At 47.1% G+C, this 18084-nt stretch carries 17 protein-coding genes; 1 reads left to right on the forward strand and 16 read right to left on the reverse strand.

Annotated features, from left to right (window positions below):
* Window positions 1-79 precede the first annotated feature (79 nt).
* The 16 genes from B5P39_RS06845 to B5P39_RS06920 all read right to left on the reverse strand — a co-directional run bounded on the left by B5P39_RS06845 (window position 80) and on the right by B5P39_RS06920 (window position 16591).
* On the reverse strand, window positions 80-2083 hold the full coding sequence (locus B5P39_RS06845; RefSeq protein ID WP_011716074.1) for a methyl-accepting chemotaxis protein: 2004 nt from the start codon (window positions 2081-2083) through the stop codon (window positions 80-82).
* Window positions 2084-2382: 299 nt separating this feature from the next.
* Window positions 2383-2850, reverse strand: a complete 468-nt coding sequence (gene bfr, locus B5P39_RS06850; RefSeq protein ID WP_011716073.1) for a bacterioferritin — start codon at window positions 2848-2850, stop codon at window positions 2383-2385.
* A gap of 9 nt (window positions 2851-2859) precedes the next feature.
* On the reverse strand, window positions 2860-3333 hold the full coding sequence (gene bfr, locus B5P39_RS06855; RefSeq protein ID WP_023268352.1) for a bacterioferritin: 474 nt from the start codon (window positions 3331-3333) through the stop codon (window positions 2860-2862).
* Between the two features lie 238 nt (window positions 3334-3571).
* Entirely contained in the window at window positions 3572-3796 is a 225-nt protein-coding gene (gene nqrM / locus B5P39_RS06860; protein ID WP_007645837.1) for a (Na+)-NQR maturation NqrM, read from the reverse strand.
* Window positions 3797-3807: 11 nt separating this feature from the next.
* The gene (locus B5P39_RS06865) at window positions 3808-4866 is read right to left on the reverse strand and encodes an FAD:protein FMN transferase (RefSeq protein ID WP_088211137.1); all 1059 of its coding nucleotides are present in this window, start codon (window positions 4864-4866) and stop codon (window positions 3808-3810) included.
* 98 nt (window positions 4867-4964) lie between these two features.
* Window positions 4965-6221, reverse strand: a complete 1257-nt coding sequence (gene nqrF, locus B5P39_RS06870) for an NADH:ubiquinone reductase (Na(+)-transporting) subunit F (protein WP_011716070.1) — start codon at window positions 6219-6221, stop codon at window positions 4965-4967.
* Window positions 6222-6267: 46 nt separating this feature from the next.
* Window positions 6268-6876, reverse strand: a complete 609-nt coding sequence (nqrE, locus tag B5P39_RS06875; protein WP_006080469.1) for an NADH:ubiquinone reductase (Na(+)-transporting) subunit E — start codon at window positions 6874-6876, stop codon at window positions 6268-6270.
* 6 nt (window positions 6877-6882) lie between these two features.
* Window positions 6883-7515, reverse strand: coding sequence for an NADH:ubiquinone reductase (Na(+)-transporting) subunit D (locus B5P39_RS06880; protein ID WP_011621733.1), 633 nt, complete (start codon window positions 7513-7515; stop codon window positions 6883-6885).
* Window positions 7515-8303, reverse strand: coding sequence for a Na(+)-translocating NADH-quinone reductase subunit C (locus B5P39_RS06885; protein ID WP_011716069.1), 789 nt, complete (start codon window positions 8301-8303; stop codon window positions 7515-7517). Before B5P39_RS06885 ends, B5P39_RS06880 begins: the two co-directional genes overlap by 1 nt.
* The gene (locus tag B5P39_RS06890) at window positions 8296-9495 is read right to left on the reverse strand and encodes an NADH:ubiquinone reductase (Na(+)-transporting) subunit B (protein WP_088210926.1); all 1200 of its coding nucleotides are present in this window, start codon (window positions 9493-9495) and stop codon (window positions 8296-8298) included. Before B5P39_RS06890 ends, B5P39_RS06885 begins: the two co-directional genes overlap by 8 nt.
* Window positions 9495-10829 (reverse strand): Na(+)-translocating NADH-quinone reductase subunit A, encoded by a 1335-nt coding sequence (locus B5P39_RS06895; protein ID WP_011716067.1) that lies wholly within the window; start codon window positions 10827-10829, stop codon window positions 9495-9497. Before B5P39_RS06895 ends, B5P39_RS06890 begins: the two co-directional genes overlap by 1 nt.
* Before the next feature lie 403 nt (window positions 10830-11232).
* Window positions 11233-13284 carry a TonB-dependent receptor domain-containing protein gene (locus B5P39_RS06900; protein WP_088210927.1) on the reverse strand — a complete coding sequence of 684 codons (2052 nt, stop codon included), beginning with the start codon at window positions 13282-13284 and terminating at the stop codon, window positions 11233-11235.
* Between the two features lie 154 nt (window positions 13285-13438).
* Entirely contained in the window at window positions 13439-13948 is a 510-nt protein-coding gene (luxS, locus tag B5P39_RS06905; RefSeq protein ID WP_011625409.1) for an S-ribosylhomocysteine lyase, read from the reverse strand.
* 155 nt (window positions 13949-14103) lie between these two features.
* The gene (locus tag B5P39_RS06910) at window positions 14104-15216 is read right to left on the reverse strand and encodes a TRAP transporter substrate-binding protein (protein WP_088210928.1); all 1113 of its coding nucleotides are present in this window, start codon (window positions 15214-15216) and stop codon (window positions 14104-14106) included.
* Window positions 15217-15476: 260 nt separating this feature from the next.
* Entirely contained in the window at window positions 15477-15797 is a 321-nt protein-coding gene (locus B5P39_RS06915; RefSeq protein WP_088210929.1) for a BolA family protein, read from the reverse strand.
* A 134-nt stretch (window positions 15798-15931) separates the two neighbouring features.
* Window positions 15932-16591: an alpha-ketoglutarate-dependent dioxygenase AlkB family protein gene (locus tag B5P39_RS06920; protein WP_088210930.1), complete on the reverse strand. Its 660-nt coding sequence runs from the start codon at window positions 16589-16591 to the stop codon at window positions 15932-15934.
* A 190-nt stretch (window positions 16592-16781) separates the two neighbouring features.
* Here B5P39_RS06920 and B5P39_RS06925 point away from each other — a divergent pair, with 190 nt between their 5' ends.
* On the forward strand, window positions 16782-17915 hold the full coding sequence (locus B5P39_RS06925; protein WP_088210931.1) for a methyltransferase: 1134 nt from the start codon (window positions 16782-16784) through the stop codon (window positions 17913-17915).
* The last annotated feature ends 169 nt before the right edge of the window (window positions 17916-18084 follow it).

Genomic DNA, 18084 nt, shown 5'->3' on the forward strand with positions numbered 1-18084 from the left:
GGTGCTGTTTGCACTTGGATTGTAAGTGCTCAAAAAACAAAGGGAGCCCTAAGGCTCCCTTGATTTACAACTATTTGAATTAAATCTTAAATTGGCCAATGTTGCGGGTCAGTTCATGAGTCGCTTGCTCAAACCCTTGCAAACTTTGGGATAAATCTTGGCTTGAGAGCAAAGACTGATCGGACAAACCACGCACGCTAACGACGTTTTGTGCCACCTCTTCAGCCACAACGGCCTGCTGGCCAATCGCAACGGTAATTTCCACCGTTTGCTGCTGAATCGACACAATCGCACTGGCGATATCACTTAAGGCTTGCTCCACTTGCGTGGTCAGGTCTTGCCCGACTCTTGCCTGTTCAACCCCAGACTCCATCACCTGCTCGGCTTGTAGCGCGCTCTGCTGCAGGGTTTGGATAATGCCTTGAATGTTGGCGGTAGAATCTTGGGTGCGGGATGCGAGAGTTCGCACTTCATCGGCCACCACAGCAAAACCTCGACCTTGCTCACCCGCCCGCGCCGCCTCGATGGCAGCATTGAGCGCCAGCAAGTTGGTTTGATCAGCAATGTTGCGGATCACGCTTAACACTTCGCCTATTTGCTCGGAGCTGCTACGTAACTCCTTGATGACTTTAGCGGCTTCAATCACTTGAACCGATAATGCCTTCATGCCTTCGGTCGCACGCGACACGATTTGGGTACCGTCATGGGCTTGAGTTTGTGCCTTTTCGGCAAAATCATTCGCCCGTTGAGCGCTTATCGCCATTTCTTGGCTCGTCTGTGCCATTTGGGTGGCGGCCGTGGCCACCGAATCGATTTGTTGTTTCTGCGATGACACCGAAGAGACCGCTAAATCACACACTTGGCGTGCATCCATCACCCCAGTGCCGACCTCTTGAGTTAAGTTACGGGTATGCAGTAACATCTGCTGCACCTTTTCGGCAAAGCGGTTGAAGGCATCACCCAGCTTACCTAACTCATCTTCCCGTTCCATTAGAATGCGTTGGGATAAGTCACTGTCCCCCTCGGCAATGTCTTCCATCGCATCGAGTAACTTGCTGAGCTGGCGCCTAAAGGGCAATAACATCAACCATACTGTGATGCCGACTAAGAGCATAATCCCCAAGGCAACAAAACAGGCATTCCAAAAGGCTTCGGTTACAGGCGCTTCAATCACCTCATGAGGCAACATAAAGGCTAAGTGCCATTTCTGCTTAGGATAATCACCGCCCACAGACACAAAGGTTACCCGCTGCGGCACACCGTTAAAGGTGACTTCGGCAAAGCCCTGCGCCTCACGCTGCATTTGTTGTCTTAAGGCGGTAAAGCCAGAGGTGTCCTTAAACTGGCTATCGATTTGATTGGCAAGTGAACCCGGCGGGAATTTATCCGAGAATCCTGGGAAATACACTAGCTTACCTTCATCCGTCATCAGGAAGGCTTGGCCATAGTTGCGGTATTTGATTGGCGCTAACAGGGTTTTACCAATGGTATCGATGAGAATATCCATACCACCAATCCCGATGAGCTCGCCATTGGCACCGTAGACAGGGGTTTTAACTGTGGCCGAAATCGAGCCATCATTGGCATCGACCGCAGGATCGCCCACAAATAGGCCACGCTGATCGATAGCCTCCTGCCACCAAGGACGTTTATTGGTGTAATAGTTTGGATCGCCATCGAAACGGCCATTGAGGTCGAAATACTCGAAGGTATTCGCCGAGCCGAAGAACACTGACTTCACATCGGTATCACGATCGGAAAACGAGCGGAAATAACGAATAATATCTTGATACTGCTGGTCATTGGCTAGATTACTGCCACGGGCATGGTATTGGCTAAACCAGTTGATAAGCCCAGGCTCGGCAAATACCGAGTGGATCACTTGCCCCTTAGCCACAAAATAACCACCAATCTCATTGGCTTTTAAGGCAACGAGCGCCGAAATGTCCGCATCCACTTGCTTACGTGTGTTATTACTTTCTTTATTCACGAGCAAAGCGGCAACTAAAGTAAGAAGTACAGCAAGGGCACCGACGATAGTGACCACTAACTGCAAACTTAGAGAACGTTTTATATATCTCATTCATCTTCCCGTCTGGCTGACCAACCACTTAACAAAAAATCATGCAAAAACAGTTTCACACGGTAACAATTTTTACCAGCCAACAACAGATGAAAATGTGAGAAAAAACGTAAACAAGTATTTGTAAAGAATAGACATTAATCCAATAACAGGAATCACTAAAGATTAAATGACACTCAGAACATCAGATTGCATAAGCAATATTTTACAGAGTGTTAGACTAAATACTCGAAATAAAAAAACAAAGGCCAGTCGCGAAATGACTGGCCTTAGTACTTGAGCCGCGCAACCGGGCGCTATTACATCTTCGTTTGCAGGTAATTCGCTAAACCAATACGGTCAATCAAACCGAGTTGTTTTTCTAACCAATACATATGGTCAGATTCGGTATCGTCGAGTAATACTTCTAAGATCTCACGGGTTTGGTAATCTTTCTTCGATTCACACAGGGCAATCACCTTACGCAAATCATCGGCCACCTTGTACTCATAGGCTAAATCGTTACGCAGCATCTCTTCGACGTTTGCGCCGATGTTAAGGGCTTCTCGCGCGGCCACATTCGGCACGCCTTCGAGGAATAAAATACGTTGTACCAGCTTGGCCGCATGATGCTTTTCATCATCCGACTCATGGGCAATACGTTCATAGAGTTCGTTCAGACCCCAGTCTTCGTACATATGGGCATGCACAAAATACTGATCCATCGCCGATAACTCTCCCGTTAGGAGTCGATTCAACGCGTCGATGACTTCTTTATCACCTTTCATATTCAGCTCCTATGACTCACTAATTTGCGATTGAAGATAGTTTTGAATGCCAGTTAAGCTAATCAGCTCCTGCTGTGACTCGAGCCAATCTAAGTGCTCTTCTTCATCTTCAAGGATATCTTCGAGCAGATCGCGACTCACATAATCCTGCTCGGCTTCGCAGAGGCTAATAGCATCCCGTAACAGAGTGAGTTGCTCCTGCACCATGGCTAAATCACAATCGAGCATCTCTTGAGTGTGCTCGCCAATACGCAGTTTTTCGAGCTGTTGCAGATTCGGTAATCCCTCTAAAAATAATACCCGCTCGATAAGCTTATCGGCGTGTTTCATATCTTGGATGGATTTCTTGTACTCGACGTGATTTAGCTTCTCGAGGCCCCAATGTTTGAACATTCTGGCGTGGAGAAAATATTGATTAATGGCCGTTAACTCACAGGTAAGTACCCGATTGAGTTGTCCCACCACTTTAGGATGACCTTTCATAAGTAACTATCCTTGATATGAGTGAAAGATTGATCTAAATCAAGCTTCTAGCCTAGTACAGTTTTCAAGCCAACTCAAATTTTCTTTATTTTTCACAAACTTAATGATAAAAAGCATTCTCATTATCGCTTAGATTAGCCCGCTATCCTCCTCATATATCAAGGATTAATTTTGCCACGGCTAAATTCGAGGCAAAAAAATAGCCTCCAGAGGAGGCTATTTCAGTTGAAGCGGATAATTAAATGATCCTGTCTTTGGTTAACTTCTCACGGCGCGCTTCTTCTGCGGCCATACGACGCTTACGCTTGTCGCAGGGATCATCACAATCGCAGGCTTTTTCAATCCCTAATACACCTAAACCGCCACAGCTTCCTTCAACGGCTTTGCGCTTGATGAGATAACCTATCGACATAAGCAAAAAGAACAGTAATAAAATCACAAATGCCGCGATAAAAGTGCTCATGTTAACTCCAACTACTTAAGGAAAGGCTTGAAGGCGTCACTGTAGTAGACTTTAAATCCTTCGCCTTGCTTTTCTATTAGCATTATCGCCAAGTGTTCTTTCTTGGCAAGCTCCAATGACGCTTCTGTGCCTAAAACCATCATCGCCGTCGCAAAACCATCGGCCGTCATACATTCTTTATGCAAAACGGTCACAGATGCTAGCTTATGATTAATAGGCAAACCGGTACGTGGATCAATTATATGAGTAAAGCGCTGACCTTCTTCCTCATAATAATTACGATAATCCCCCGACGTTGCCATCGCCATAGTGCCAGGCTCAATCACCTGTTGCACCGCCATACCATCGTCGGTCGGTTTCTCTATCGCGACGCGCCACGAACTGCCATCGCCTTTCGTGCCCTTAATGCTCAGCTCGCCACCAATTTCGACTAAGTAGCCGCTTGCATGGTACTTATCTAAAATCGAGGCCACTTTATCCACGCCAAAACCTTTGGCGATTGAAGACAGGTCCACATATAAATGCGCATTGTGTTTGCTTAAGCGATTGCCTTCGATAGAAAGCTCACTGATACCGGTTTTGGCTTTAGCCGCATCGATATCAGCTTGAGTCGGCACTTTGGTTGGGCGCTTATCGGGGCCAAATCCCCATAAGTTCACCAGCGGCCCTAAGGTAATGTCTAAGGCTTTGTCTGTCACGTTATACAAACGCATGCCTTCTTTAACCACTTTGATGGTATCAGGAGAGACTTCTACACTCTGCTCGAGCGGTAACTGGTTGAAACGAGACAATTCTGAATTGGGTCGATAGGTCGACATCTGGTTATTGACCAGCTCTAAGGCTAAGTCAATCTCGGCCTGCAGTAATTGGGCCGTCGGCATTTGCTCATTGGGAACCACTTTAATGTGGTAGGTCGTGCCCATTGTGCTGCCCGCGAGGGAGATAACCTCATCCTGTTTGCTACAGGCTGAAATAAAAAAGGCTAGACCTACAAGGACCAGCCAGCTCACTGAATGCTTTAACACTGAGGTTTTTAACACGGGGGTTTTTAACGCTAGGGTTTTAAACATAGTGACTAACAACTCTTTTGGATGCCCTTTAATGCAAAAGTTGCAGATGAGAGCTTTACTCCACATCTGCAACTCTTCTCACCTTGGGCTAATTCACATTAGCCGCCGAAGTCATCCAACAGGATGTTTTCGTCTTCGACACCAAGATTTTTCAACATACCGATCACGGCCGCGTTCATCATTGGAGGTCCACACATGTAGAACTCACAATCTTCTGGCGCTTCATGGTCTTTCAGATAGTTTTCATACAGTACGTTATGGATGAAACCTGTGTAACCATCCCAGTTGTCCTCTGGTTGAGGATCAGACAGGGCCACATGCCATACGAAGTTGTCGTTTTCAGCCGCTAGGCCGTCAAAGTCTTCCACGTAGAACATTTCACGCTTAGAACGTGCACCGTACCAGAAGCTCATCTTACGCTTAGACTTCAGACGCTTCAGTTGGTCGAAAATGTGTGAACGCATTGGGGCCATACCCGCACCACCACCGATAAACACCATTTCTGCATCGGTATCTTTCGCGAAGAATTCACCGAATGGACCAGAAATCGTGACTTTATCGCCAGCCTTCAGGCTCCAGATGTAAGATGACATCTTACCGCATGGTAAGCTCAGGTTACGTGGAGGTGGCGTTGCGATACGCACGTTCAACATGATAATGCCAAACTCTTCTGGGTAGTTAGCCATTGAGTAAGCACGGATCGTTTCTTCGTCAACTTTAGATTCTAACTTGAAGAAGCCAAAGTGTTCCCAGTCACCACGGTATTTTGCTGGTACGTCGAAATCAGCATATTTAACATGGTGTGCAGGCGCTTCGATCTGGATGTAACCACCCGCACGGAACGGAACAGATTCACCATCGGGAATTTGCAGCTTCAGTTCTTTAATGAAGGTCGCCTTGTTATCGTTAGAGATAACAGTACATTCCCACTTCTTAATACCGAAGATTTCTTCGTCAAGTTCGATTTCCATGTCGTTCTTAACGTTCACCTGGCAAGACAGACGACAACCTTTACGGGCGTCACCCTTGCTGATGTGATCTAATTCTGTTGGCAGAATATCACCGCCGCCAGACTTCACCACTACGCGACATTGGCCACAAGAACCACCGCCACCACAGGCACTCGATACGAAGATACCGCTGTTCGCTAGCACGCCTAACAGCTTGCCACCGGCACCGGTTGTAATCGCTTTTTCAGGATCGTCGTTGATGCCGATCGTGATGTCACCGCTAGACACTAGCTTAGATTTAGCGAATAAAATCACTAACACTAAGACTAGGACGATAGCAGTAAACATACTCACACCGAGGTAAACCTCGAGCGGAGTAGATTTAAAAATACCAAGAATATCCATTAACTTATCCTTAGAAGGTCCAATTCAAGAAGCCGTTTGGTGTCTCTTACAGAGACACACCAGAAAACGACATGAAACCTAAGGCCATTAAACCAGCGGTAATAAAGGTAATACCTAAACCACGCAGGCCATTCGGCACATCGGCATACTTCAGCTTCTCACGGATACCGGCCATCAATACGATAGCTAATGCCCAACCTACTCCAGAGCCGAAACCAAACACCACACTTTCGCCCAGCTTGTAGTCACGCTCAACCATGAATGAAACCGCACCGAAAATCGCACAGTTCACAGTGATCAGAGGTAAGAAGATACCTAACGCGTTGTACAAAGGAGGAAAGTACTTATCCAGTGCCATTTCCAGAATTTGAACTAAAGCCGCAATCACACCGATAAAGGTAATGAATTTCAAGAAGCTAAGGTCAGCTTCAGGTGCACCAGCCCAAGCCAGTGCGCCAGGTGCTAACAGCCCTTGGTAAATAACTTGGTTAGCAGGAACAGAGATAGTTAACACTACAACTACCGCAATCCCTAGGCCCATCGCAGTAGTCACTTTCTTCGATACCGCTAAGAAAGTACACATACCTAAGAAGAAGGCCAGTGCCATGTTTTCGATGAAAACAGAGCGAATTAACAGGCTAATATAATGTTCCATCTCAAATTACCCTTTTGCTTCAACTTGCTCTGGCTTATAGGTACGAATAATCCAAATCAGAATACCGATCAGGAAGAACGCACTTGGCGGCAGTAATAACAGACCGTTTGGTTGATACCAGCCACCTTCAGAGATCTTGTGCAGGATTTGAACACCGAACAGAGAACCGTTACCAAACAGTTCACGCACGAAGCCAACGGCTAACAGAATCGCACCGTAACCTAAACCGTTACCGATACCATCCATAAAGCTCATCATTGGCGGTGTTTTCATCGCATAGGCTTCAGCGCGACCCATTACGATACAGTTCGTAATGATCAGGCCCACGAATACCGATAACTGCTTAGAAATCTGATAAGCATAAGCCTGCAGCAATTGGTCAACCACGATTACCAAAGAGGCAATAATGGTCATCTGTACGATAATACGTACGCTGCTAGGAATATGGTTACGGATCATTGAGATAAACAGGTTAGAAAACGCTGTTACCGCAGTTAATGCCAACGCCATTACCAGTGCAGTTTCGAGTTTGCTCGTTACCGCTAACGCACTACATACACCAAGTACTTGTAATGCAATCGGGTTGTTGTTGACGATAGGTCCAGTCAGAACCTGTTTCAGTTCTTTAGCGTCAGACATTAGCTGAGACCTCCATTGCGTGCTTTTTCAATGAAACTCGCAAAACCTTCTTTACCTAACCAGAATGTCAGAGAGTGTTGAACACCGTTACTGGTCAGAGTCGCGCCGGATAATGCATCCACACCGTATTCAGTGCTAGCAACAGCGGGGTTTTTAGTTACGCTGATAGCAATGTTACCTTGCTCATCAAATAACTTTTTACCGTGCCATTTAGCTTTCCACTGAGCGTTTTGAACTTCACCACCCAGACCTGGGGTTTCGCCTTGCTCGTAGTACACTAAGCTTTGAATCGTGTTCAGATCAGCATCTAACGCGAGGAAAGCATACATAGTCGACCACAGGCCATAACCATGAACTGGCAGGATCACGCTGGTTAACTTACCTTGCTCGTCGCGAACTAAATAAACCACTGCATCTTCAGCAACACGCTTAACTGAAGCGATGTCGTTTTCAGGTACAAATGAGGTTTTCACATCGCGAGACGCTTTGCGTTGATCGAATGTGTTGGCATCAACACCTTCAACCCAATCACCGGTTTTTAAGTTAACTAACTTAGCTTCGATGTGCTTGCCATAAGTATCCAAAATCTGAGCTTTGGTTACTTTGCCCGCTTTCGTGTCAATCAGACCCGCAGCTTCGAGGATGTACTTTTGCTTATCAAGCAGCTTGTTTTCTGCTTGAGTTGGGCGCAGTAATACTGCCGCAGTCGACACGAATATCGCACAAATTAGACATAAGCCAACGACGATAAATAACGTTCTGCCGAACGAATCTTTATTACTAGCCACGAGCAATCCTCCGCTTGATATTTGCCTGAACCACGAAGTGGTCGAACAATGGCGCGAACAAGTTAGCAAACAGAATCGCTAACATCATGCCTTCTGGGAATGCAGGGTTAATCACGCGGATAAACACAGCCATTGCACCAATCAAGATACCGTATGCCCATTTAGCTTGGTTAGTGAATGACGCAGACACTGGGTCAGTCGCCATAAACATCATGCCAAATGCAAAACCACCTAACACTAAGTGCCAGTACCAAGGCATTGCAAACATTGGGTTAGTGTCGCTACCGATCACATTTAACAGTGTAGAGATAGCAATCATACCGACCATCACGCCGCCAACGATGCGCCATGAAGCGATACGGGTATAGATGATAACTAGACCACCTAACAGAATCGCCAGAGTCGATACTTCACCCACAGAGCCTGGAATGAAACCGAAGAACGCATCCCACCAGTTTTGGTTGAATGTGTAATCTAAGGTACCCGCTGCCGCTTGGCTCAGAGCCGTTGCACCAGAGTAACCGTCAGCCACAACCCATGAAGTGTCACCAGACATGTTCAGTGGGTAAGCGAAGAACAGGAAGGCACGACCTGCTAATGCTGGGTTTAAGAAGTTACGACCCGTACCACCGAACACTTCTTTAGCCACAACCACACCGAAGGTGATACCTAAGGCCACCATCCACAATGGGATAGTTGCTGGCAGGGTTAATGCGAACAGGATAGAGGTAACGAAGAAACCTTCGTTAACTTCGTGGCCACGGATAGCGGCAAACAGCACTTCCCAAATACCACCGACGGCGAAGGTCACCGCGTAGATAGGTAGGAAGAAACAGGCGCCGTACCACATCAGTGCTGGCCAGCCAGAGTTGGAGGTCAGTTCGGTACCGAACATGCCGAACAGGCTCACTTGCCATACGTCAGGCGTTGCAAAACCCGCGATTAACGCAAGTTGAGCTTGCAGACCGACGTTGTACATACCCACGAACATCGCTGGGAAGGCACAGGCCCAAACCGTGATCATCATACGTTTCAGGTCGATGTTGTCGCGAACGTGGGTTTTACCCTTGTTCACTTTACCTGGCGTATAAAAAATGGTGTATGCCGCTTCGAAGAGGGCATAAAACTTTTCGTATTTACCGCCTTTTTCAAAGTCGGGTTCAATACGTTCGAAAAAATCTTTCAAGCTCATTAGCCTTCCCTCTCGATCGTATCTAAACAGTCACGCAGATATGAACCGTAGTCATATTTGCCTGGACATACGAACGTACACAGTGCGAGATCTTCTTCATCCAACTCTAACGCGCCTAAAGTGGCAGCACCGTCAAAGTCACCAGAGATCAGGTCACGCAGCAACATAGTAGGAAGAATATCCAATGGCATTACACGCTCGTAGTTGCCGATTGGCACCATAGCGCGGTCTGAACCACCAGTGCTCGTTGTCATGTTGAACAGACGAGAAGCGCTTAAGTGGCCAAGGAATGCACGGGTAATAGAGTATTTGTTTGAGCCTGGTAACACCCAACCAAAGAATTCTTTTTCAGTGCCTTCTTCTAACAGACTCACCTGCGCGTGGTAACGACCTAAATATCCTTGAGGACCTACAGCAGTACGGCCATTCAGCACAGAACCCGAAACAACACGTACGTTACCGTCTAAGGTTTCGCCCGCGGTCAGTTCAGTCATGCTTGCACCTAAAACAGTGCGAACCAGACGTGGCTTAGCCGCTTTAGGACCGGCAATTGCGATCACACGTTCGGTATTCAGTTGACCGGTAGTAAATAGCTGACCAATGGCTATTACATCTTGGTAACCGACATGCCAAACAGTACGTTTTGCAGAAGCTGGAAGTAGGAAATGGATATGAGTACCAACAAGACCCGCTGGGTGAACACCGGCAAATTCTTCAACTTGGGCATTAGCGGCAGGAATATCGGCGCCAGGCGCTTTACAAAGGTAAACTTTACCTTCGGTAAGTCTTGCTAAGACCTTAAGACCATTAGCAAAATCTTCTTTATGCTCACGGATCACTACAACAGGATCGGCGGCATGGGGTTGCGTATCAATCGCGGTGACGAAAATACCAGCGGCAGAAGAATCCACGGCAGGCACTTTGCTGAAAGGACGTGTACGCAATGCAGTCCATAAGCCTGATTCGATCAGGTTGTCACGGACCAGTTGCGAGTCTAGCGTATCGAGAGCAGTGGCGTCATACTTAGCAAAGGCAACGCTTTCGTTCCCTTCTACTTGAATAACAACAGACTGCAGCACACGCTGGGCGCCCCGGTTAATGTCTAATATAGTACCACTGGCTAAAGCCGTATATTTTACGCCAGGATTTTTCTTATCTTCGAAAATCACCTGACCTTTTTGAACTTTGTCGCCCACTTTGATCTTCATCGTTGGACGTAAGCCAATATACTCTTCACCCAAAGTAGCTACATGTTTAATGGCTGGGCCATTATGGATAACTTGCTCTGGTCCGCCTGCTATAGGCAGTTCCAATCCTTTCTTAATTGTAATCATATCCACAAGCACTACGTTTTGAAGGAAAGACAATGCGCCGCGTTCCTGCTAAATACTGAGGTTTTAAACAAAACCTACTGCATTGAGCTAGCGCAGATTTATCACAGAAATGCGATCGCAATCACGCTGGTCGCGCGCATTTTACCCCAATTGCCGTGGCATCGCCACGAAAATTATAGGTGATTTCAAACCTCAAATAAGGATTTAAAAGAATCATGCGCTACAGCGTTCACCTTCCGACCGAGTGAGGGCGCAGAAAGAGAAAATATTACGGTCGACAAATACTATAACATTAATTTTTAAAGAAATAATTTAGCGAAAGGTCGATACCTCTTTATGACGATAGCTAAAACGACCTTTTCGCTTTCTCGTTGAATAATCTTTAAACAAGATTTAATTCAGTTTAGAAACGCCACTGATAACCCAAATAGCTGATCCGTCCATTTTCAGTCCGAATTCCGCTATTTGATGCTGTGGTCACAAGGGACTCATCGAGTAGGTTTTCGACCCTAAAATACAACCTATGGTGTTTATCGAAATCATAGTTTGCCGCTAAATCGACCCGCCATTGGCCTGATACTCGTTGCAACTCACTGCCGAATTGACTGAAATCGCGCTCAGATTGATAGGCAGCCTCAATATTTAATTGATATTCTCCATAGTTAACCCCTGCACTCAATTGCAATTGATGTTCGGGTAACCAAGCCAATCTATCGCCCTCTAAAACACAGCCTTGAACATCGGTGCAGGTGCTGGTTTGATACTCGGCGCTAAGATATTGATAATTTAGCCCTAAGGGTAGCTCTACTCCACCCAAGTCCCAGCGATAGTCAAGGCCAAGTTCTACACCATAGGTGAGTACATCGGGAATATTCTCTTGGGTTAACAAGCGTGCATCGGCGCACATCGAATAGCTATCGCAGTCCACATGCAAATTATCGAATTCTTGCACATACGCCCGTAAATCGGCTTTTATCCCTTCACGCGCATATTGGGCGCTCACTTGATAATGGAGCGACACCTGAGCCTCTTGTGTAATATTTCCCGCACTCGCCGCAGTCCAGGCCCGACGGATATCGGTACTAAAACGCCAATCGCCCGCATCATAGAGCACACCTAATTGCGGCATCCAATCACTGTCGGAGAAATCCGCGTCATCGAGTCCAGCAACAGCCTGATTCACTTCACGATTAACACTCACATGCTCGTAAGTCAGCCCTAGCTTGATTTGCATGCCTTGCCAGCGAAATAGCGAATCAATGGCCGACGTCAGCGCAGTGGCATCATCGGTATAAGCGAACAGCGCGTTTGACTCATCAATCGCAAGGCTTCTATCCGCTTGCCATAACGCCGTTTGCTCGCCAAAGCGCATTTCCGCCTTATCCGTATGATAACGAGCGCTGTAAATGATTTGATGTTCGCCGTACTGGTTTATGGCTTGGGTCTGGGCGCCAAAGGCACTGTAATCGTTATCTTGAACGAGCAGATTTAAATCGGCGCCATTTGCACTTGGAGCTCGATCAAAGGCTGCGATATCGGCAAGCGTTGCTGCGTCAATCTCTTGCCCATCAAACAACCCAAGCTGTTCCAGCTGTTGTGAATAGGACTGATAGTAAAAGTCACTGATCACTTTACTGCCACCTAAATCCACTTGGTGTGAAAGCTGATACTTGTGCTGCCGCCCTTTATGCTTATCCTGCGCCGTTGCGGAGTATAAGAGTAAGTGATCCTGCTGCCAGTCCGCTGCGGTGACGCCAAGCTGCGAGCGATAACGGTTATCATCGATAAATTGGTAGGTAAATTCCGTCTGCTGCGGACTACGAGCCCCGAGCAAACTGGCGGCGTTGACCTTGAACAACATATCCGTTTTGGTTCTATCGGCATCGCTGCCATTGAAAAAATTCGCATCGCCTTGTTCTTTCTGGTAATTCGCTGCGAATAAGGCGCCATATTCCTTTTGCTTAACGCCCCAACTCATGCCGGCATTCAAATCCGACTCTGTCGAACCTTCAACGAGAAAACTGCCCGACTGAGGTCGGTTAGCTATTTCAAGGCTCTGATAATTCACCACACCGAAAGCGCCCTGCCCGCCTACCGTCATATCCGCCAGTGGTGTGCTAGTGACATTTTGCTGGAGTAAAAGGTTAGGCAATAACTGCAACTGCGGCGCCGAATAAGGCGCGGGTGAAAAATACACCCTATCTTGCATCACGGCCACACCTTGGCTAGCGGAGCGCATACTGATATTCGCGGTATTTCCACTGTGATCGGCCCGCAATAAGGTTAAGCTATTTAAGTAACTCAGCTGCATCCCATCATCACTGGAGTGATATTGGTCATTGAGCTCAATCAGATCGAGTGTTTGAGAATAGAGTGGGTTTGCATTGAGGGGATGAGTGTAGATACAGGAAACCGCAAGCGCGGTCAGCGACATGACAAAGTAGCGACTAGACATACCAAGCTCCCAAAAGTGTTTGTTAGCGTACGGCGTTTTTGTTGTTATTTTGTAAAATAGCTGAATTTGCTCGAAAAAAAAAGCGACGAATGTCGCTTTCTTGACGCTAAGGCCTTAAGTCTAGGCACCACACCTTCTGATGCCTTAGCAAAGCTTAGAGCTGACCTAAGATCTCATCGCTGAGTTTTAAGTCATCATTACGGTTAACACTCACGCCTGCGGCGATAATGTTACGGGCGATATCTTGGGCTTGTTCTAACGAGTGCATCTGATAAGTGCCACATTGATACTCGTTAAGCTCAGGAATTTCAGATTGCTCAACCACTTTGAGCACATCTTCCATAGAGGCAAGCCATGCATCGGCCACTTGGCGCTCGCTAGGCTCACCAATCAGGCTCATGTAGAAACCAGTGCGGCATCCCATTGGTGAAATATCAATAATTTCAACATCGCTGCCATTAAGATGATCACGCATAAAGCCCGCAAACAAATGCTCTAGGGTATGGATACCGCGCTCGCTGAGGATATCTTTATTCGGTGCACAAAAACGCAGATCGAATACGGTAATGGCATCGCCTTTAGGGGTACTCATATGTTTGGCAACGCGCACGGCTGGCGCATTCATCCGTGTATGGTCAACGGTAAAGCTATCAAGTAATGGCATAGGAAACTCCAAATTCTTAGGGCGATACAACCGCTATCGGTTTATGGACGCAAGCATAACACCAAATGGATTAGGTCGATAACAAGATAATGTAAGATGAAATCATCTCACATTAATCAGACGCTAATATGAACATTTTGTTCAAATTAGCGGCATTAGTGCTGGCGCTGTTGGCTGTAAGCATCCTCTGAAATCTTATGATACTCACGCACTCCCTGCTCATAGGCATGGTAAGCGCGATACACTTTGCGCATCATAGGATCCTGCTCGGCCTGCTCTTCAATGACCTGCTGTGAAATACGTTCAAGCTCGGTGAGCACCTGGGGTGGAAAAGCCTTAAGCACCACACCTTCATCTTTGACTAAGGTGTCAAGCGCAGTCACGTTACGCGTGGTGTATTCGTCTAGCATATCTTGATTGATGGCGCGTGCAGCCGTTTTGACTATGGCTTGTAAATCTTGGGGAAGACTCTCGAAGGCGCCCTTATTAATCAAAAACTCCATATTGGAGCCAGGCTCGTGCCAACCAGGATAATAGTAATATTTGGCAACTTTATGTAAACCAAAGGCGAGGTCATTCACAGGCCCAACCCACTCAGCCGCATCAATAGACCCCGTTTGCAAAGCGCCATAAAGCTCCCTGCCCGCCATATTGACTGGGACGGCACCGACACGCTTGAGCACTTCGCCCCCCAAGCCCGGCATACGGATCTTCAAGCCTTTAAAATCGGCAATGCTATTAATAGGTTTATTAAACCAGCCGCCCATCTGCATCCCCGTATTACCACCCGCTAATGGAATAATGCCAAAGGGGCGATAGACCTCCTCCCATAGCGCCATGCCGCCGCCATAATGCAGCCATCCGTTCATCTCTTGGGCCGTCATGCCAAAGGGGATCGAAGAAAAAAACTGTGAGGCGGGCGCTTTCCCCTTCCAATAATAGGAGGCGGCGTGAGCCATTTGGATTTTACCTTGGCTCACCCCGTCGAACACCGCAAAGGCGGGCATTAATTCTCCCGCGCCATACACATGAATTTGCAATCGGCCGTGGGACATCTCGTTCACCAGCTTGGCAAAACGTTCAGGTGCCATACCTAAACCAGCGAAGTTTTTCGGCCAAGAGGTGGCTAAACGCCACTCGATAACATCTTTAACGGGAGTCGCATCGGCATGAGGTGCAGCAGTCTGCTCGATATGCTGGGGCGCGGGATTACACCCACCGAGACCAATAAGCAATACCGCAAAGATTAGGCACCCCAAATGACGCATCGAACACTCTCCCTGAATGCGAAGTTAGTTAACAGCATGAAAATTAGCGCTCTTAAGTATCGACTGATGTAAAGCACTCTTGTTTAGATGCTTACGACTTACATTCCAGTCACTAGAAACAGTGAGCACTAATTCAGTACAAAATAGAACATATTGTTAACACAGAAAATTCAACAGGGAAACCGCATATTGTCGTCTATTTGACCTAAAACAAAAAAGCCACGTTGATAACGTGGCTTTTATAAAGTTCAGTGGCCGAATTAACCGCGGCAATTTGGCGTTTTAGGCACTTCAACATCCTTAGCCCATTCACTCTGAGTGAAGGTATGGATAGAAAGTGCATGCACACCATTAGCCAACTCGTTGGCTAAACAGTTATTTACCAAACGATGGCGGGCAAGTAAGCGAAGGCCTTCAAATTCATCACTGACGACAACCACTTTAAAGTGAGTCTCTGAATTAGGCGGAACATGGTGACGATGGCTTTCGTTAAGGACTTCTAAATGAGTTGGCGAGAAGCTTTCAGTCAGCTTCTGATCAATGGTCTGAGCCACTGTGCCCTGCGCATGGGTATTGGACATATTCAAATCTCAACATGGGAAAATCCAGTGGCCGCAGAGTACTGCTTCAAGTACAAAAGATCAAATTTCAACGTCAGCTTTGCGGCTCTAGACTGAGCCAATTTAGTAACAGTATGAAATGATTTAGCTTTCAATCAGCCATGATAATTAACAATCAATCGCCTAAAGGTGTAGTTCCAGCGGGGTTCATTAACCTTTAAGCGCTTAGGCACGCTGTGTAACCAATCTTGCTGCATTGGCCAGTGCATAATAAGTAAGTCACCGCTATGCAAACTAATTGTGTATTTCACCTTGCTGTGTTTATGTTTAATCACAAAATCCCGCGAGGCGCCAAGGCTTAAAGAGGCAATATCACTGCCGCTCGCAATCTCGGGCTCATCATCGCTGTGGGCGCCCATGCAATCTTGGCCATCGGCATAGCGATTCACTAACACGCCATTGCTGCCAAGGCCAAAATCCCGCTGCAACTTGCCGCGCAATTTTTGCAAATACTTAGGCCAAGGCAGGGCACGAATAAATAGCCCCGAATATAAATAGTCGCATCCCACATCGCCATACCAAACCTGCTGCCTTGGAATGGCATGATATTCACCAAACACTTGAATTTGCGGGCGACTCAATGGGTAAGATTCGGCCTCCTTGAGTAGGGCATTCTGCTGCGCCACATTCAAATAATCCCTAACTAAGGTGATAGACGGCTCGACTTGTGCCGCATCTTGATGATGGACGCAAGAGATCCCGCAATCAGCTTCAAGATTGGCCTCTGGTTCGAGCCCTAAATCGACTTGTTTCATACAGCACCTTATACCACTGACGACGTTGATTGACCCCATCCAATCACCCATAAATGCACGAGCGGATATACAACCTCAGGCAAGCATCGCACGATAAGGGGAAATCTGCGATAATCTGCGCCTTATTTAATTGGCGCTGTTTTAATGGCAGTGTTTTTATTCGCACCGTTTTTATTGGCTTAGCACAAAGATGACAACACAATTTTCAGTGGCAGGGATTGAGCTTGAACTCTTTCGCTACCCCGCTTCGCAGGAATCCAATCTCCAAGCTTGGGATGCGGCAGACGAGCATTTGATTAACACCCTAGTCGAAGGCGGACAAACCGCGGTGCCAACGGCCATTATCAACGACAGCTTTGGCGCCTTAAGCTGCGCCCTATCGCGACTTAATCCCGATTGGCCGCTGAATGTCGAAACCGATGCCAGAACCAGTTTTTTAGGTGCAGAGCAAAATCATCATCGCAATCAGTTGCCTATGGATAACCTAACCTGGTTTACCAGTCGTGATGCCTTGCCTTGCGATCTCGCCCTCGTATTGATGAAGCTACCTAAAAACCTCACTTACTTTGCCCACCAGCTGATGCGCTTATCCCAAGTGCTGCCCGCGGGCTGCAAAGTGTTGGTTGGCGCAAAAGCCAAGTCCATCAACGCGAGCTTATTGGAAGTATTCGCGAAACACTTAGGGCCAGCGAGCGCCAGCCTCGCTTGGAAGAAAACCCGCGTCATCACCTGTATTAGCGATGGCAAGCCACGCGCCTTACCGAAGGAAGTCACCTGGGATATTCCCGAATTCAATCTCCATATCAGCAATTTAAGCAATGTGTTTGCCGCCAATAAACTCGATATCGGTGCGCGCATTATGTTGGATAACCTCCCTCAGGGAGACTTTAAAACGATTGTCGACCTGGGTTGTGGCAATGGCGTGCTCGGTCTGCGTGCGGCCCAGTTATACCCTAATGCCGATATCCATTTTATTGATGATTCCGAAATGGCGGTGGCCTCGGCAAAAGCCAACTGGGCAAACAACCAACTCCCCGCAGGTAAAGGCCATTTCCATTGGGATGATTGTATGACCCACCTACCCGATGGAGTAGAACCCGATTTAGTGCTCTGCAATCCGCCCTTCCATCAGGGTGAGGCGATTACCGACCACATTGCTTGGCAGATGTTTTTAGACGCACGTCGCCGACTCAAAAATGGCGGCATTTTACATATAGTGGGTAATCGCCACTTGGCTTACCACGTCAAATTGCAGCGTTTATTTAAAAACTGCACCACAGTCGCCTCCAACGGCAAATTTGTGATCCTGCAAGCGCAGAAATAACCGCTTTCATGCGGCAAAGATAGGGCAAAATCATTGCGCTATCTTTGCCGCATCTCCTCCACTTTCGCATTCGCACATACTGGTTAACGGCTTTTTACTAGCCGTTATGCCTAGTTGTCAGTACAATCTTTCACAGTAAAAGCATAAAAGTGAGTCACTTAGACTTTTA

Origin of the sequence: Shewanella sp. Shew256 (assembly GCF_002196695.1) — a bacterium.
Classification (GTDB): domain Bacteria; phylum Pseudomonadota; class Gammaproteobacteria; order Enterobacterales; family Shewanellaceae; genus Shewanella; species Shewanella mangrovisoli.

What these genes read in the sequence shown, in the direction of transcription:
- B5P39_RS06845 (WP_011716074.1), bottom strand. Translation starts at nt 2,083, where the DNA reads ATGAGATATATAAAACGTTCTCTAAGTTTGCAGTTAGTGGTCACTATC.
- bfr (WP_011716073.1), bottom strand. Translation starts at nt 2,850, where the DNA reads ATGAAAGGTGATAAAGAAGTCATCGACGCGTTGAATCGACTCCTAACG.
- bfr (WP_023268352.1), bottom strand. Translation starts at nt 3,333, where the DNA reads ATGAAAGGTCATCCTAAAGTGGTGGGACAACTCAATCGGGTACTTACC.
- nqrM (WP_007645837.1), bottom strand. Translation starts at nt 3,796, where the DNA reads ATGAGCACTTTTATCGCGGCATTTGTGATTTTATTACTGTTCTTTTTG.
- B5P39_RS06865 (WP_088211137.1), bottom strand. Translation starts at nt 4,866, where the DNA reads ATGTTTAAAACCCTAGCGTTAAAAACCCCCGTGTTAAAAACCTCAGTG.
- nqrF (WP_011716070.1), bottom strand. Translation starts at nt 6,221, where the DNA reads ATGGATATTCTTGGTATTTTTAAATCTACTCCGCTCGAGGTTTACCTC.
- nqrE (WP_006080469.1), bottom strand. Translation starts at nt 6,876, where the DNA reads ATGGAACATTATATTAGCCTGTTAATTCGCTCTGTTTTCATCGAAAAC.
- B5P39_RS06880 (WP_011621733.1), bottom strand. Translation starts at nt 7,515, where the DNA reads ATGTCTGACGCTAAAGAACTGAAACAGGTTCTGACTGGACCTATCGTC.
- B5P39_RS06890 (WP_088210926.1), bottom strand. Translation starts at nt 9,495, where the DNA reads ATGAGCTTGAAAGATTTTTTCGAACGTATTGAACCCGACTTTGAAAAA.
- B5P39_RS06895 (WP_011716067.1), bottom strand. Translation starts at nt 10,829, where the DNA reads ATGATTACAATTAAGAAAGGATTGGAACTGCCTATAGCAGGCGGACCA.
- B5P39_RS06900 (WP_088210927.1), bottom strand. Translation starts at nt 13,284, where the DNA reads ATGTCTAGTCGCTACTTTGTCATGTCGCTGACCGCGCTTGCGGTTTCC.
- luxS (WP_011625409.1), bottom strand. Translation starts at nt 13,948, where the DNA reads ATGCCATTACTTGATAGCTTTACCGTTGACCATACACGGATGAATGCG.
- B5P39_RS06910 (WP_088210928.1), bottom strand. Translation starts at nt 15,216, where the DNA reads ATGCGTCATTTGGGGTGCCTAATCTTTGCGGTATTGCTTATTGGTCTC.
- B5P39_RS06915 (WP_088210929.1), bottom strand. Translation starts at nt 15,797, where the DNA reads ATGTCCAATACCCATGCGCAGGGCACAGTGGCTCAGACCATTGATCAG.
- B5P39_RS06920 (WP_088210930.1), bottom strand. Translation starts at nt 16,591, where the DNA reads ATGAAACAAGTCGATTTAGGGCTCGAACCAGAGGCCAATCTTGAAGCT.
- B5P39_RS06925 (WP_088210931.1), top strand. Translation starts at nt 16,782, where the DNA reads ATGACAACACAATTTTCAGTGGCAGGGATTGAGCTTGAACTCTTTCGC.